This is a genomic window from Pedobacter miscanthi (genome assembly GCF_003315595.1).
Lineage (GTDB): Bacteria > Bacteroidota > Bacteroidia > Sphingobacteriales > Sphingobacteriaceae > Pedobacter > Pedobacter miscanthi.
Map to the genome: position 1 here is coordinate 165,743 of NZ_QNQU01000002.1, position 15,100 is coordinate 180,842.

Annotated in this window: 10 protein-coding genes; all 10 read right to left on the reverse strand. The window is 40.5% G+C overall.

Going from position 1 to position 15,100, the window contains the following annotated elements:
• Positions 1 to 4 precede the first annotated feature (4 nt).
• The 10 genes from DRW42_RS02705 to DRW42_RS02745 all read right to left on the reverse strand — a co-directional run bounded on the left by DRW42_RS02705 (position 5) and on the right by DRW42_RS02745 (position 15,069).
• Positions 5 to 3,271, reverse strand: coding sequence for a SusC/RagA family TonB-linked outer membrane protein (locus tag DRW42_RS02705; RefSeq protein ID WP_113947307.1), 3,267 nt, complete (start codon positions 3,269 to 3,271; stop codon positions 5 to 7).
• A gap of 711 nt (positions 3,272 to 3,982) precedes the next feature.
• A complete protein-coding gene (locus tag DRW42_RS02710; RefSeq protein WP_113947308.1) occupies positions 3,983 to 6,538 on the reverse strand; it encodes a galactose oxidase in 2,556 nt (851 codons plus the stop codon).
• A gap of 520 nt (positions 6,539 to 7,058) precedes the next feature.
• Positions 7,059 to 9,389, reverse strand: coding sequence for a glycoside hydrolase family 3 N-terminal domain-containing protein (locus DRW42_RS02715; protein WP_113947309.1), 2,331 nt, complete (start codon positions 9,387 to 9,389; stop codon positions 7,059 to 7,061).
• A gap of 135 nt (positions 9,390 to 9,524) precedes the next feature.
• Positions 9,525 to 10,385, reverse strand: a complete 861-nt coding sequence (locus DRW42_RS02720; protein WP_113947310.1) for an ROK family protein — start codon at positions 10,383 to 10,385, stop codon at positions 9,525 to 9,527.
• A gap of 404 nt (positions 10,386 to 10,789) precedes the next feature.
• Positions 10,790 to 11,701, reverse strand: coding sequence for a hypothetical protein (locus tag DRW42_RS02725; protein WP_113947311.1), 912 nt, complete (start codon positions 11,699 to 11,701; stop codon positions 10,790 to 10,792).
• 12 nt (positions 11,702 to 11,713) lie between these two features.
• A complete protein-coding gene (locus tag DRW42_RS02730; protein WP_113947312.1) occupies positions 11,714 to 12,013 on the reverse strand; it encodes a PAAR domain-containing protein in 300 nt (99 codons plus the stop codon).
• Positions 12,014 to 12,029: 16 nt separating this feature from the next.
• Positions 12,030 to 13,829, reverse strand: a complete 1,800-nt coding sequence (gene vgrG, locus DRW42_RS02735; protein ID WP_113947313.1) for a type VI secretion system tip protein VgrG — start codon at positions 13,827 to 13,829, stop codon at positions 12,030 to 12,032.
• Positions 13,830 to 13,877: 48 nt separating this feature from the next.
• Positions 13,878 to 14,048 (reverse strand): DUF5908 family protein, encoded by a 171-nt coding sequence (locus tag DRW42_RS28655; RefSeq protein WP_158544260.1) that lies wholly within the window; start codon positions 14,046 to 14,048, stop codon positions 13,878 to 13,880.
• Between the two features lie 30 nt (positions 14,049 to 14,078).
• Positions 14,079 to 14,615: a contractile injection system tape measure protein gene (locus DRW42_RS02740; RefSeq protein ID WP_113947314.1), complete on the reverse strand. Its 537-nt coding sequence runs from the start codon at positions 14,613 to 14,615 to the stop codon at positions 14,079 to 14,081.
• Positions 14,605 to 15,069, reverse strand: a complete 465-nt coding sequence (locus DRW42_RS02745) for a phage tail protein (RefSeq protein WP_113947315.1) — start codon at positions 15,067 to 15,069, stop codon at positions 14,605 to 14,607. Before DRW42_RS02745 ends, DRW42_RS02740 begins: the two co-directional genes overlap by 11 nt.
• Between the last annotated feature and the right edge of the window lie 31 nt (positions 15,070 to 15,100).

The following is a 15,100-nucleotide window of genomic DNA, read 5'->3' on the forward strand; positions in this document are numbered from 1 at the left end:
ATCCTTAAAATGATACTTTTAAATCGAATCCGTAGTTAACAAAAGGCAACGACCCGCCCTGTTCAAGCCCCAGTGCATTACCTGAGGTATTGGCAGATTCGGGATCAATTCCCCTTGGGGTCTTTTTATAGATCGTCCATACGTTGCGGGCTACGAAAGAAAGCCTTGCTGATTGGAACGGACTTTTCAGCAACCACCTCGAAGGAGCTGTGAACCCAAAAATCAACTGGTTCAGTTTTACATAAGAAGCATCATATATCATCAAACTTGCCATATTTTGTGCGTTAGGCCAGTAAATAAATGGATTTACACTGATTACGTTTACTTTATCGGCAATCATACGGCCATTGGCATCAAGGATCAGGTTCCCGTTTGCATCTCTTTTCGGGCTGTAACCCACGGTTTGCATCCCTTTTCTTCGGGCAGCATCGGGATAAGGTTTATTATAAAGCTGGGTAACACCTGCCAGTTCGGTTCCACTTTCGCCCAAAATCACATTACTGAAATAAAAGTCGTCCCTGCCATCAATACTCATTAAAGAAGTACCTAAGAAATTCGCCTGGGTTTGACTGCCTGAGTAAAGGCTACCACCCATTTTAACCGATACGTTAAAACTGAAATCGAAGTTTTTATACCTTACGTTAGAACCAATCGATCCTAACCATTTCGGCTGGAAATTGCCAAGGTATACATCAGCGTCGGGATATGGCCTGCCATAAGAAGTACCGGCACTGGGCACATCGTTAACAATTACTTTCCCCGAGGCGTCGCGGTAAAAATCTATTCCCAGCAAATCGCCGATTGGTCTGCCCACAATGGCATTCACACTCACATTATAGATGCCACCCAACCTGAATTTGTTGATCCCTTCGGCCAGCGAAACTACCTTGTTTCGGTTTGCAGACCAGTTTGCGGTTACATTCCAGGTGACGTTTTTAGTACGAACAGGTGTGGCATTTAAGGTAAGCTCCATCCCTTTGTTTTCAATCTCACCAGCATTTACGATCCTGTTGGTAAAACCTGTTTCCACAGGTACCTGCGAATCGAAGATCTGGTTTGAGGTTTTCGATTTATAAACCGTAGCGTCTAAACTCAGCCTGTTGTTTAAGAACCTTAATTCGAGCCCAAGTTCTGTTGAAGAAGTTTGTTCTGGTTTAAGGTCAGGGTTTTTAAAGGTATTTTCGTAGTTCAGGACTGGCAATCCGTTAAAAATACCATCGGTTTGGAATGAAGAACGCAAGGCATAAGGATTGGTATCTTTACCTACCTTAGCATAAGAGGCCCTGATTTTACCAAAGCTTAAAATGGATTTAGCGGGTACTTTAAAGAAATCGCTGAATACAAAACTTCCACTTACGGATGGATAAAAGAACGACCAGTTCTCGGGGCCTAAAGATGACGACCAGTCGTTACGTCCGGTTACATCGAGGAACAGATAATTATTGTAGCCGAAGGTTGCGGTACCAAAAACAGAATTTTTCCTGAATTTAGATGGATTTTCGGAAATGGTTGGCAGTACAGCCGAGTTGGCCATATTCATCATATCGTGGATCTGCAGGGAGTTGGTTTGCCCGGTTACCCTTAAAGTATTCCGGTTATTTAAGTTCCCTCCCAGGTTGGCCGATACAGTAAAATGTTTGTTAAGGGTTTTATTATACATAAAAAGTCCTTCAATATTCCAGTTCTGGTTATTGTCGGTAAATTCGCGGTACTGGCCCAATGGATTCCTCAAGCCACCTTTATCAATAAATACCATGGCATTGCCAAATGTAAGATCGGCCGCTACCTGTGTCCTGAATTTAAGGTCTTTTAACAAACCAATGGTTGCGGTTACCCCACCAATTACCCTGTTCTTTTTATCGGCATTGTAGTTTTCGTTAAGCGACCAGTAAGGGTTTTCGTATCCCTGCTGGCTGGTTGCCGTGTAGGCGAATGAATTTCCGCTGGCATCTTTCCAGGGGATTAAATCGTTGGTACGGAAACTCCTCATCATTACCGATGCAGCATTCATCGGGCTGTTTGCATCCAGATTTCGGGAAACACGGTTTTCTACTTTCTCATCAAAATACTGCAACCTGGTATCGATCCTTAACCAGGGCGCAAAGTTTTTAGATCCATTTAAGGCCAGGTTATGCCGGTTTACAATATTCTGCCCTTCTATTACATCATTCCCGTTGGTATAAGTATAAGAGGCACGGAAAGAAGAAGTCCCGTCGCCGGCACTGAAAGAAAGATTCTGAACACCAGTAAAACTGGTATTATAAAAATCGACTACGTTATTAGGCTGTGGGCGGTATTCGCCCGGTACACCAGAATAAGAGGCATAAGGCTGACCTAACATGGGGGCACCAAAACTTCGGGTATCGTTACCCATACGCATGGTTGGTGCAGCGGGATTGGTTAAATCAATCCGGTTGGTATTGGCCATGTGGCTATCGGCGCCTTCACCATAAACATTCTGGTATTCGGGATACTCAGAAATGGTATTCATCATTACGTTTGAGTTAAAGGAAATGCCTAAACCCTTACTTTTCTTTCCTTTTTTAGTCGTAATTAAGATGGCACCATTTGCCGCACTCGATCCGTAAAGTGCAGCGGCATTGGGTCCTTTTAACACCTCCATACTCTCGATATCATCAGGATTTACGGCACTGGCGCCATTACCATAATCGAGGTTTCCGATACCGCCGTTTTGTCCGTGTGAGTTATCGATCGGAATACCATCAACTACCCAAAGTGGTTCATTATTGCCCGATACAGAATTAATACCCCTCAAAAGTACCTTGGTTGATCCGGTAGCCTGACCACTGGTGATGATTTGTAAACCGGCAACTTTACCTTCGAGCATATTGGTGATGTTGATATCCCTGGCCTCCGTTAATTCGTCGGTGTTGATGCCCTGCCTGGCGTAACCCAATGACTTTGAATCGCGGCTGATGTTGAGGGCGGTTACCACTACCTCGTTCAGGTTAGAGGCATCTTCAGTCAGGCGGATAACCAATGTTTGTTTACCATCCACATTAACGACCTGTGTTTTATAACCCACATAGCCTACGTTTAATATAGCGGTTTTGGCATCAGGTACGGTAATACTGAATTCGCCTTTTGAGTTGGTGGAAGTTCGTACGGTAGATTCTTTTAAGGATAGCGTTGCCCCGGGTAAGCCCTTACCCGTTTCATCTAAAACCCTTCCTTTAATGATGACACCCTGCCCGAAGCTTTTAAAAGCCACAGCGCATGCTATCATCAGCATGAGTAGTTTTAATTTCATATTTGGTTAATATTTGGTTTGTAATTGAAAATGAAATTCGCATTCTCTAATTAAAAAAAGCTTAATAATTGATTAATTAAGTGTAGAATGCTGTTTTTTTTGAAATAAATTGGAAATGGTACTTATTACCAGCCTTTCTACCTGGTCGTCACCCTGAATTTATTTCAGGGTCATTCCTGCAAAGAAGATGACGGAATGATGTAGCTGAGCGAAGTCGAAGGATCTTTTCAATGCGCAAATCCAAAGAAGTCAAGTTTTAAAAACTTGACTTCTTTTTTACAGGTCTGGCTCACTCATGTTTAGCCACAGATGCACGGATTAACACCGAAGACAACTCTCGTTCTTTCACGTGTTTTGTCAATCCTGGGCGAATTCGAAGGATCTTTTCCATGCACTTATGCAAAGAAGTCAAGTTTTAAAAACTTGACTTCTTTTTTACAGGTCTGTGGCTCACTCATGTTTAGCCACAGATGCACGGATTAACACCGAAGACAAATCTCATTCTTTCACGCGTTGTGTCATCCTGAGCGGAGTCGAAGGATCTTTTCCATGCACTAATGCAAAGAAGTCAAGTTTTAAAAACTTGACTTCTTTCTTATCGGCCGGTGGCAAAAGAATAAAACATTAAATCAGTGTATAATGAGAAAATCCGACATCACAAAAAAAGATCCTTCACTGCGTTCAGGATGACGGATTGGAAGAAAATATCGCTTACTTTACCTGCCCGGGATGGGAAGCCAGCACTTCTGAAAAGCTTTTCCCGAATTCATCTTCATAAAGCAATTTGTATTCCTTACAGAAGTTTTCGTAGGTATTTTTGGCGATAGAATGTTTACCCAGAAAAACAAGGGCTTTACATTTGATAACCATCGCTTCTTCGTTTACCGAATCGAAATAAAAGATATAATTGGAAAGTTCTATCAGCAGTTCAGGATCGCTTTCTACCCCTACTGAATGTGAGAAGTGCAGATAAGTATCGATAATCTCATTAGAAATTTCGGCCTTAAAGCTGTCCATCCACTCATAATTTACAGTTGGTAAAAATGGTCCGCGTTTGATGATGGCGGCCAGGTGCCTGATTTTTTCGTGGTCAAGACGCGATTTATCTTTAATGATGTTCACATACTCCTGGTAATCGGTATAAGTTATCGCCGGATCGATATTGATGCGCCAGTAACCGGTTTCTTTCGAAATCTGGCAGTTACTGATCTTATCTAAAATACTTTTCAGCTTGGCAATATTCACCGAACGGTTATTCCTTGCACTTTCGTTCGATTTATCAAACCACAACAATTCTTTCAGTTTATCGGAACTGATACCACGCTCCCACCTGATCGTATAAAGCAACACTACTAAAAAAAGTTCTTTAATGAGCGGTGTAAACTGTTTGGTAATCTGCTGACCGTTATCATCAAACACCTGTAAATCGCCGAAAAGGAAAATAGAACTCTTTTTTTCTTCCGAAACCTCTTCAGCAGCTATAATTTCTTTCTGATCAGTAATCACTTCTGCCACCGCGTGTACCGCACGGTGGGTTACCGGTTTAACCGGCTTTTTATTTCTGAACACGAAAAGAAGAATGCCCATTACCGCTATAAATATCCCCGAAAACCAGTACCAGAATGGCGAATTTTCGGCAAAAAGTTTGTCGGGCGCTTCTAATGGAGGTGCATTAAGCGCGTAAACATTTACATGTGTTTTATCGGTACTATCGCGGAAAGTGGTTACCGCAATAAAACGTTTAGACGATTTACTGTAATACAGATCGGCATACGAATTAATATCGTGGAACTGGTATGGAATTTTACTACCACTTAATTTATACTCCGGACTTTTTAATGAACCTACCATTAACTGGAGCTTCGATTCGTATTTGTGACGCGGAAAAATCAGTCCGTAAAAAGTATTTTCCTTTTCATTGATGATGAGCGAATTGGCAAAAACAAAATCCTCCCCGCCTACTTTCAGTTCGTATAACTTTTTGATGGTCTTTTTATCCATATCGAAATACAACAGGTCGTATAAATTCCGCGGATTAAGCATTTGTTTGCCCGTGGTACTTCCATAACCGCCGATTACATAAGCGCCATTACCCGATTGACCCAATGCGGCCAGGTAACGCGGTGTAAAGGTATCGCCTGTAAAAGGGACCTGTTGCCACTGTCCAGTTGGAAAGTGGTATTTATTAATCTGGTTTTTATAAATAAAATGCCCATAACCGGCAATCATGTATAACGACGAATCTTTTGGAGAATAAAATTTATTAAATAGCCAGTTGTCGGTAATAGGAGTTTTAGGGTTGTAATCTTTCGACCAGGTGCGCGAAGCAGAATCGAAAACACTTACAATTTTCTGATCGGCATAAAAATTTAAAAGCCGGTTATTGTGTTCATCATAAAGCGAATAATTACCCCTTAATAAAGTAAGTTTATTGGCAAAAGGATAAGACTTGATTTTGGTATCGCTCACCGAAAAAGTTTTAAGCGAATCGCGTTCCACAATATATAACTGGTCGTTTTTGGAATTAAAAGCGATACTTGCAGGTCCTTTTACCACAAAATTACCAAGTCGCTGCCAATCGTAATGCATTTTTTTTATCCATAATGCACGGTTAACCGAAGCTTTATTATCGCGGATCAGTTCTTTTGCAGTACTGCCATCATATTCATCAAGTGGCCAGTGGTATTTCAATTCGCCGTTTTCGGTAATCTTGATATTCCGGATCTTCATCGGTGGATTATCAGAAGTTTTAAACTGCTGGTATTCGTTAGCCCCGAAAAGGATTTTAAAACAGCTTCCTTTTTTGAGGTTTACACTTGCCACTCCGGTATAATTGCCAGAAGTTAATGTTAAAAGGGATTTCTGTGCATCGAATTTCAATTTTACCACATTCCAGTTATGGTATAGTGTGGCTGGCGGAATTTCAAAAGCTATCTTCGAAAACTTGTTCCCGACAATTACCTTAAAATGGTGTTTTTCTTTAAAATCATTGTCGTAAAGCAAATCGATATTTTCGGAATCGTTAACCACCAAACGAAGGATATAGCCAAAATAATCGTCTCTTTTCGGGAGAAAATTCAGGTCGAAACTTAAATCAAAGCCATCATCAAAGCACAGGTTTTTACCAGGACTCAGATCGAGGCCCGTACGCTGATCCTGAACCACTTCGTGACTGAAAAAGCCGAGGCCATAAGATTGAGAAAAGCTTTTTTCGCAGCAGCATAAAAGGATGATTACTGCACTCCAGAAATATAATTTGGTCATCATTTATTAACATTACGAATATAATATATATATCCCAATGTTGCCATAGTTGTGTAAATTTAAAGCATTTATTAGGACAGAGTGCATGTTGCAAAGGGCAAAATATTTCTATGATCTCTTTTCATTTTCAGGCAGTTTAATTTTGAATATATTTCCATTTTTTTTAATGTTAACCCAATTAACGAATGACCAATGACCAGTTAACGAATGACCAATAACTAAGACCAATGACCAGTTAACGAATGACCAATTAACTAATGACCAATGACCAATTAACTAATCACCAACGAACCTTTTTTAACCACAAAGGCACGAAGGCACAAAGGCATTCATTTTCTATAGGCTTTAACCAATCTGCAGTTGGCAGTTTTCAGTTAACAGTTTGCACAAAGTTAACCCAATGAACCAATCACCAATGAACTAATGACCAATTAATGAATGACCAATCACCAATTAATGAATGACAATGAACCAATGACCAATCACCAATGAACTAATGACCAATAAACCAATGGCTAATAAACTAATCAACCTTAACTCTACCTGTTAAACGGTCATCCTCCGAAGATGAACCCACCATAATTTTAAACCAGCCAGGTTCTACCACACGTTTCATGTTGGCATCGAGCAGAGAAAGATCCTGTTGAGTAAGTACAAAATTAACGGTTTTGCTTTGGCCAGCTTCAAGGTGTACACGTTCAAATCCCCTCAGGTTTTTGCTGTATGTAATTACCGAGCTTACCTCATCCTGAAAATATAATTGAGGTACTTCATCACCTTCCCTTTTACCGGTATTTTTAATCTTGAAACTTACTTTGATTTTTTTCTCCTTCGGATAAGCGTTTACAATATTGAGATCGCTGTATTGAAAGCTGGTATAACTTAGTCCGTAACCAAAGGGATACAGGAAACCGCTTACATTGGCATCTTCTTTACTCTCTGCATCGGCCGAAGGTTTTATAGGGAAAGAAAGCGGAATTTGCCCTACCATTTTAGGAAAAGGCACACTTAATTTTCCGCCCGGATTATATTTACCGAACAATACATCGGCGATGGCTTTCCCGGTATATTCGCCTAAATACCAGGTTTCTACAATTGCCGGAATGGTTTTATGATCGAAGCTAAAAGTTACCGGACGTCCGCCTACCAACAATATTATCATTGGTTTCTTTAGCGCAGCAATTCGTTTTAACAAAAGTTCTTGCCGGCCAGGCAGTTTAAGGGTCAATCGCGATTTAGTTTCGCCGATGGTATTTTCGTTATCACCCAATACCAGAAATACGGTTTCCGATTTTTTAGCGGCTTCAACAGCATTTTCTATTGCGGCATTTTCTTTTTCACTGAGGTCGAAATCCTGTACATCGCTTTCAGGAAAGTGCGGATCGATGTGATCGCAGCCTTTGGCATAATTAATTTTGGTTCCGTTTGGTAAAGCGGCTTTCAGACCATCAAATACAGTGATTACGCTTGCATGTGTTGGTCCATATCTGGAAAGCAAGCTATGGTGTTCTTTTGCATTCGGACCGATGATGGCCATCGAACCTGTTTTTGTGCTGTCGAGCGGTAAGATATTATTGTGGTTTTCTAGCAATACAATACCTTCCCTTGCAGCCTGCAGGGCAAGTGCTTTAGCTTTTATATTATGCACAGTTTTATCGGCAGCACCGGGGTCTTTAACATAAGGCTGATCGAAAAGACCAATCTCAAATTTAACCCTTAATACTTCCGCTACGCGTTGGTTTACTACGGACATGGTTATACTTCCGTTTTTTATCCCCCTTCTCAATCCCCTCAGGTAATCGGCAGGGTTTTTAAATTCAGTACGCACATTCAAACCTGCATTAAGCGCCATACGGGCGGCATCGGCTGTATCTTTAGCGACATGGTGCTTGGCAAAAAGATCTTCGAGTGCATGGCTATCGCTGGTTACATAACCCTTAAAACCAAACTGCTTACGAAGAATATCCGTTAAAAAGTAATGACTTGCAATAACCGGCTGTCCATCGTAATCGTTGTACGAAGCCATTACCCCTTTTGCATGGGCCTCCTGAAAAGCTACCCTAAACGGTTCCAGGTAAAGGTTCCACATTTCCCTTGGTGCCACATGCGGATCGGTACGTACCCCGCCATCGCGTCCGCCAACAGGAATACTATAAACCGCAAAATGTTTAACGGTAGAAATGATGCCATTTTCCTGTATACCCAAAATATTTTCTTTGCCTAACTGACTAACCAGAAAAGGATCGCAACCATAAGTTTCTTCCATTCGTCCCCATCTTGGATCGGAGGAAACATCGAGGATTGGCGAATAAACGTTGGTATAACCCAAAGCTTTAGCTTCGCTTGAAGTAACCCGGCCAATTTCTCTTACTAACTGTTTGTTAAAGCTACTTCCCTGCGCCAGTTGTGCCGGAAAATAAGTGGCTTTCATGTGGTTCAATCCACGGATCCCTTCTGTGGTAAAATCAACAGGGATACCCAATCTTGTTTCTTCAATAAACCAGCGTTGTATTTTATTGATGGCTTCTGCATGGGCAGAATAAGGAAAAGCCAGAACGGTATCTTTCCGCAATCCGGTAAGCTGTTCGTCGATGTTGGCAATACCATCTTTCCATACACTGTCTTTCCATGAGGCGGCTGGTAACCGGTCTTTTAAAAAGGCACCATAACCATAAAGGGTGGTGAGCTGGCAGGTTTTTTCTTCAATGGTCATTCGCTTAAGGAGATCGGCTACCCTAACCTTTACCGGCTGTTTCTTATCCTCGTAAATATCCAGTTTGCCGTTCTTGTTAAAATCTATCCAGGGCTGATTAACAGAAACAGGTTTCTCTTTAAAAGCAAAAACAATAACCATTAACAAAAGACTAAGAACAAGCCATGTCGTTTTTCTAAAGTGCATAAAAAGGGTTCAATATTTAGTTTATTCAGGTTAAATAATTATTTTAAAATCTGTTGATTATAGCATTTAATTATAATGATACTTAAACCATTAAAGACTTGATCCTGCTCCAATCAAAGCTGCTTCTTCACCAAGTACCGATCTTTTTACAGGAAAGCTATAGCCCATCATCTGTGCCAGGTATTTTCGCGTATCATCCAGAAAATATGCTTCGGCCTGTACAATGTTGCCACCAATTACTGCCGCTAATGGCATTTTCTTACGTACAAACTTATAGATAAACTTAGCAAGGTTCATGCTGAATTCAGTAAATATTGACCGGAAATAAGGCGAATTGTGGTGGTTGTCTACCAGGTCTTTTACATCTTTAATTTTCACTTCGGCAAGCTCTTCGAAACGGTTTACAAACCAGCGGGTAGAAATATAATCTTCAGCAATGCCTTTCATGAAGGGCATTTTCCATAAATCGGCATCGTAAGCCTCGCCATTTTTAATGTAAGCGGTACCTAAACCTGTACCAAGCGTAAGTCCGATGGCCTTATCCATACCTTTTAAACTTCCACTAAATATTTCACCCTGAAGAAAGCATACGGCATCGTTACGGAAACTAATGGCATCCGAAGAAAAATCCAACCTTTGCGCAAGTTTTTCTTTGATATTCACATTATACAAAGCACCGTATTTGCCCTGGTCTTTGATCATACAGATACCATTTTTATAATCCATAGGGCCGGGCATAGCGATAGAAATCCATGCCGGACGCCCGGCATGTTTGTTCATCGTATTTTCTATAATCGTTGCCCAGGCATCTATAATTTCTTCAACTGGGGCATTGGTGTTTAAACTTGCCCTGCACCTGGTTTTGGTGATTTCATTTTTTTTATCGAGATCGATTAATGCGGCGGTAATATGCGAACCACCGATATCGGCTCCTAAAACAATTTTTTCCATGCGATAATTTTAGCTTTATAGTACCAACCAGCAGCATTTGTTAAATCGTTTTACCTTTTGGAAGAAAAACCGGTTTTGTACAAAAAGAGAAATTTGGTTAGTGTATGGCTCAAACTTATCGGTAAAGCATTAATAAAACTTTAAAAAAAGATTAACCGGAGGAAATATTTAGAAAATAAGCGCTATTTCTTTGTTTTTTTGAAGAGATTATTCAAAAATGTTTTGTTTGATATGTTAGCGAGTTTTTTTACCATATAAGAATATAAGTGCATTTAAGACACAATTTTATATTGATTTTCGCTAAGCCCATAGTTTAGCAATTGAATATCGGGCTTATATGTATCTTAAATGCCTTATATGGTTAATAATTGATTTGCGTTTAATGCAACTAAATTTTATCTTAATTAGCCTGCAAATAATTTTTCAACATCATCAAGGTTGGCATCTGTCCATGTAAAATAAAGCAATGCTGTATTGGGGTTTAGTTCGTTGGTTGGCAATAAATTGAGTAAGTTATCGTGCAAATAAGCCACCTGATCATTTACATATTCATTTTCGTAATTAAAGTCAGTTTTATAGAAGCTCTTCGCCCATTCGTCGTGTCCTTGTCCTTTATGGATCAGCTCTGAAACCAAACTTTCAATTTTTTCGCTTTTTACGGTCAGTTTTTTCGCCTTATAAAAACATGGTTTCCGGCTTTCATCATGGTTATAAAACTCAATATCTTTTGATTGAATGGTTTTAGATGATGGATGCCCAAAGATATCAACCAATCCGAAATTTTCGGTTTCAGTTACAATTTCAAGCTCTGCGGAACCTGATCCCGAAACAGCCAGTGTCCAGTTTTCAGCAATTGCACTTTCGGTAACCACATAAACATCCCTAAAAGAATAATAAGTTTGCGTGAGTTTCACAATTAACTCCTGTTGAATATCATTCCAGTTGAGTACGCGTATTGATGCCGGATTATTACCATTAAAAATAAAATTTCCCTTTTCGGCAAAGGCAAGAATCTGTTTGCTGAATTCAAATTCGCCGTTTACAGACTCATTCCCGGTTCCCCTACCTGAGTAAGGTTTTGAAACACCTTCGCTAAAGCTCCAGCCCGAAGGGTTAAGTTTATTATTGTAGTCTAGTTGTATTTCTTCCGGTTTCACCAATTGATTACGGAAAATATTGCCGAGTACAACTACCTGACCATTAATGAGCTGAAAGAAATCGCCGGGATAAATGGCCTGAGCTGACGGTAATGTTGGAATAAAACCATTGGTACGCAGGTAAAAGTTTCTGTAAAAATTTTTATAAATATTTTCCATATCTAAATCCCGCTAGCCTCCAATGATTACGTTAAAGGCACCTAATACTATCGATCCGCCATGTGCCGTTTTATCGCCCAATCTGGCTGCCGGCATACCGCCTATCATTACCGTTGATGAGCCGGAAACAATACTATCCGGTGGTCCTACACAAACCAGCATATCGCCTAGCCTTGCGGCCGGTAAACCGGCGATGAGTACAGTAGGTTCGCCCGGTCCTACAATTGGCCCACCCACATGTGGTATGGGCACTGGGCCTGGTGTTATCATCGGGCATTCGTGAAAATCGGTTAATCTTGCTGCTGGTGGCATATTTTTCTACTTAAAATTAATTGATCATTACCATTGCACCCTTAAGGGTCAACTCCATTCCGCCTTCCACTGCTGCCATTTGTGCGCCTTTTGCAGAAAACTGCATATTGGCCTGTTGTTTAATATTGATACCGCTCATGGCCAAATCGCCTCCGCTGGCATTTACTTTAACGCCCTGTACACCCGATACGCTCACGTTCTCACCAGCTTCTAAATTGATATTTTTAGCACTTTTAATGGTAATTCCATCAGGCGACATCGTGATGCTGTTACTATTTTCATCCTGAAGGCTGATTTTCTTCTCCATATCACTCAAAACCACCTTATTGTTACCGGGAGTGGCAATGGTAAGTACTTTATTTTCATCATCAAATTCGATACTGATTTTTGATTTTGAAACGATGGCCTTTAGCGCATTTTTCTCGTTTGGAACCAGCCTTTCGGAAGGTTGTATTTTCGGACTGCTGTACATACTGCCCAATATTACCGGACTGCGCGGATCTTCGTTTAAGAAACCGAGTACCACTTCGTCCCCAACTTCGGGCAGAAAAAATGCACCTGCCCCACTGGTTGAATAAAAATTAGCCAGCCTGGCCCATATTCCGGCACCATTTTGATTAAACATTGGTACCTCTACTAAAATCCGGTATTGCGAATCCGGATCGCCATAAATCTTTTTAACTGTTCCGTTAAATAATCCACGTGCCCCGGGCAGCATGCCTGATGCTGAAGGCGCCATTACATCGGGTTCTTCAGTAATCCATTCAGCAGAAAGCCCGATCGAAACTTCGGTAAACCAGTTACCATCACTGAGATCATGCACTACACCAGAAACAAGGTGATCGCCATTAAACCGATCTCCCAGGCCGGTAAAGGTGATAAATTTACCAGGATCAACCATACTATTGCCCTGAAATTTAGCTTCACCCTGTATTTTCGCATAATTGCTTTTTAGTAACTGTGCATTAGCCCAATTGTTAAGTTCAGCATTTTCCAGCGGAGCAGTTGTTTGCAGTCCGTATGCTGGAATACCAACTGCCCTGGCCAATGTACCGGAAGGTATATTTCCAGGACCTGAATAACTATTTGGCACCACGACGTCTGATAGCGCCTGCTGCTTATAATCCCAGGTACTGGTTTTAATGCTATCCAATTGGGTTAAAGCATTCATATCAGCCCTGAAGGATAATAAATTATCGCCATAACAGATATTCAGTACCGGATCTGGATTAGCTCCGGGCGCTTTTACCGTTACCGTACCATTTAAGGCAGTTACAATGAGGCCATTCATATCTGCCAGCGAAAGTATAAAATCCCAGTCGCTGACGTAAAACTGTACCTGCTCTGGCCAAATGTAATTTGTTGCACTTACATCGGCTTTAAGGGAGCCATAATTACCAATGATGGAAGAAATAACTTCACTATCTGTTTTTTGCGAAAAGCTAAGGCTTTTCCTCCCGGCTGTCATTTTAATCGCTTCATCCCTGCATTCCACTTCGAGGGTGGAACCTACAATTCCGTCAATCCGGAGCGATTGCTGTGTAATAATGCCCTGAAAGATTATATTATTGTTGCCATCGTAACCAGCTTCGATACTGATCTGATTGCCGGGTACAAAAACCGATGAGGAGCTAACATCAAATGTTCCTGTGCTGGCATCGCCATCAAATATGACGATTTTGGCTGTTGATATACGATTTACCTTTTTCTCTACATGGATAGAAAATATATTTAAATTATCTGGAATAACATTTCCTGAAACTTTAATGGTATAAGTGGCTAAACCTTCACTTGTGCTATTGGTTGATGATGACATGATTGATTGAAAGGTTAATTTGTGGTTTAAATAGCTAAAATTATTAGTTTACCGTACATTTTTACTGCTTTTAATATTCTCAGCAATCATTTTTTCACATTTATCTTGCAGTTGCTCTTTCAACTGATCAAGGTGTTTTTTTCCTATTTCGGGATGGGGTTTTTCGCTACCGGTGTTAATCTCTGTTTTAATGGAGATTTCCCTGATTTCTATTGGCATAATGGTGAGTTAAATGGGTTAGAAATTTTATTAATATGGCCATGTCACATAAAGTGGCTTATCCATCCATGGGTATTTTATAACGGAAAATGAAAATGGAGATTTGTTGATCAATAGATCATAAGGCCGCTTTTCAACAACTAATTCCCATTTATCTTCCTTTTCGGTAAGCATACCATCCCTTACCAGCCAGTTACCCCTAAAACCATCCACCAAACTGTTGCCAATGGCCGGCCAGGCATTAATGGCCGCATGCAACAGGCTATCCATCAAATTTTGGTGTTCCGAAGAAATTTCGATGCCTGTTTTTAAAGATTGTGATAAGGAAATACCGCATAAAACTTTATTAAGAGATAAAAACGATTCTTCGGTGTGATTTTGACCCGTTACCAGATATTGAAGGTAATGCACGGCTGCCAATTGATTTTCGCTGTTCAAAAAACGGCGGTCTTCTGTCAGTCCCAAACGTTCGAAAAGTATCAGAACGTAATTGTTTAACAATACTATTCCAGCATTTCTCACCGCTATAGCATCTTTTAATAGATCTTGTTTTATATTATCCTCCATTTGTGATGGTTATTTGTTCGTATGCAATCTCCATGGTTTCTACGGCCACTTCGTTTCCGTCTGATTTAAGGTCGGTACCAGTGATTTTGGTTGGCCAGGCATTATTAAGCTGCCATTGCATGGTAACATTACCTGCTTCATCCAGCAATTTGATCAATATTGTCCTTCTTTTAATCAGGTTCATTTTAATTTCTTCATGCAGGTTCTGCAAAGTATTATCGTTAGTAAAAATCCCCCGTTTCATAGTTATGTTACCGTATTTTACAATTCCGGGCATTTTTTGTATAGAAAAAAGCAGATTGTTGCTTTTGCGGTATTCCACTACCTGGTTTTCGACCTCCATGCCAGATACTTCCTGAAATGCTATACCTTTTAATGTTGTACCAAAATCAACCTCGAACCTGAATTTTGGTAAGGGCCATGTCGCGCCTTGTGTGCTTCCATTATCTGCCATAATATTATCTCTTTAAATTATAATAAATCAC

Coding starts and splice junctions, on each gene's coding strand:
- DRW42_RS02705 (WP_113947307.1), bottom strand. CDS start 3,271: ATGAAATTAAAACTACTCATGCTGATGATAGCATGCGCTGTGGCTTTT.
- DRW42_RS02710 (WP_113947308.1), bottom strand. CDS start 6,538: ATGATGACCAAATTATATTTCTGGAGTGCAGTAATCATCCTTTTATGC.
- DRW42_RS02715 (WP_113947309.1), bottom strand. CDS start 9,389: ATGGTTATTGTTTTTGCTTTTAAAGAGAAACCTGTTTCTGTTAATCAG.
- DRW42_RS02720 (WP_113947310.1), bottom strand. CDS start 10,385: ATGGAAAAAATTGTTTTAGGAGCCGATATCGGTGGTTCGCATATTACC.
- DRW42_RS02725 (WP_113947311.1), bottom strand. CDS start 11,701: ATGGAAAATATTTATAAAAATTTTTACAGAAACTTTTACCTGCGTACC.
- DRW42_RS02730 (WP_113947312.1), bottom strand. CDS start 12,013: ATGCCACCAGCAGCAAGATTAACCGATTTTCACGAATGCCCGATGATA.
- vgrG (WP_113947313.1), bottom strand. CDS start 13,829: ATGTCATCATCAACCAATAGCACAAGTGAAGGTTTAGCCACTTATACC.
- DRW42_RS28655 (WP_158544260.1), bottom strand. CDS start 14,048: ATGCCAATAGAAATCAGGGAAATCTCCATTAAAACAGAGATTAACACC.
- DRW42_RS02740 (WP_113947314.1), bottom strand. CDS start 14,615: ATGGAGGATAATATAAAACAAGATCTATTAAAAGATGCTATAGCGGTG.
- DRW42_RS02745 (WP_113947315.1), bottom strand. CDS start 15,069: ATGGCAGATAATGGAAGCACACAAGGCGCGACATGGCCCTTACCAAAA.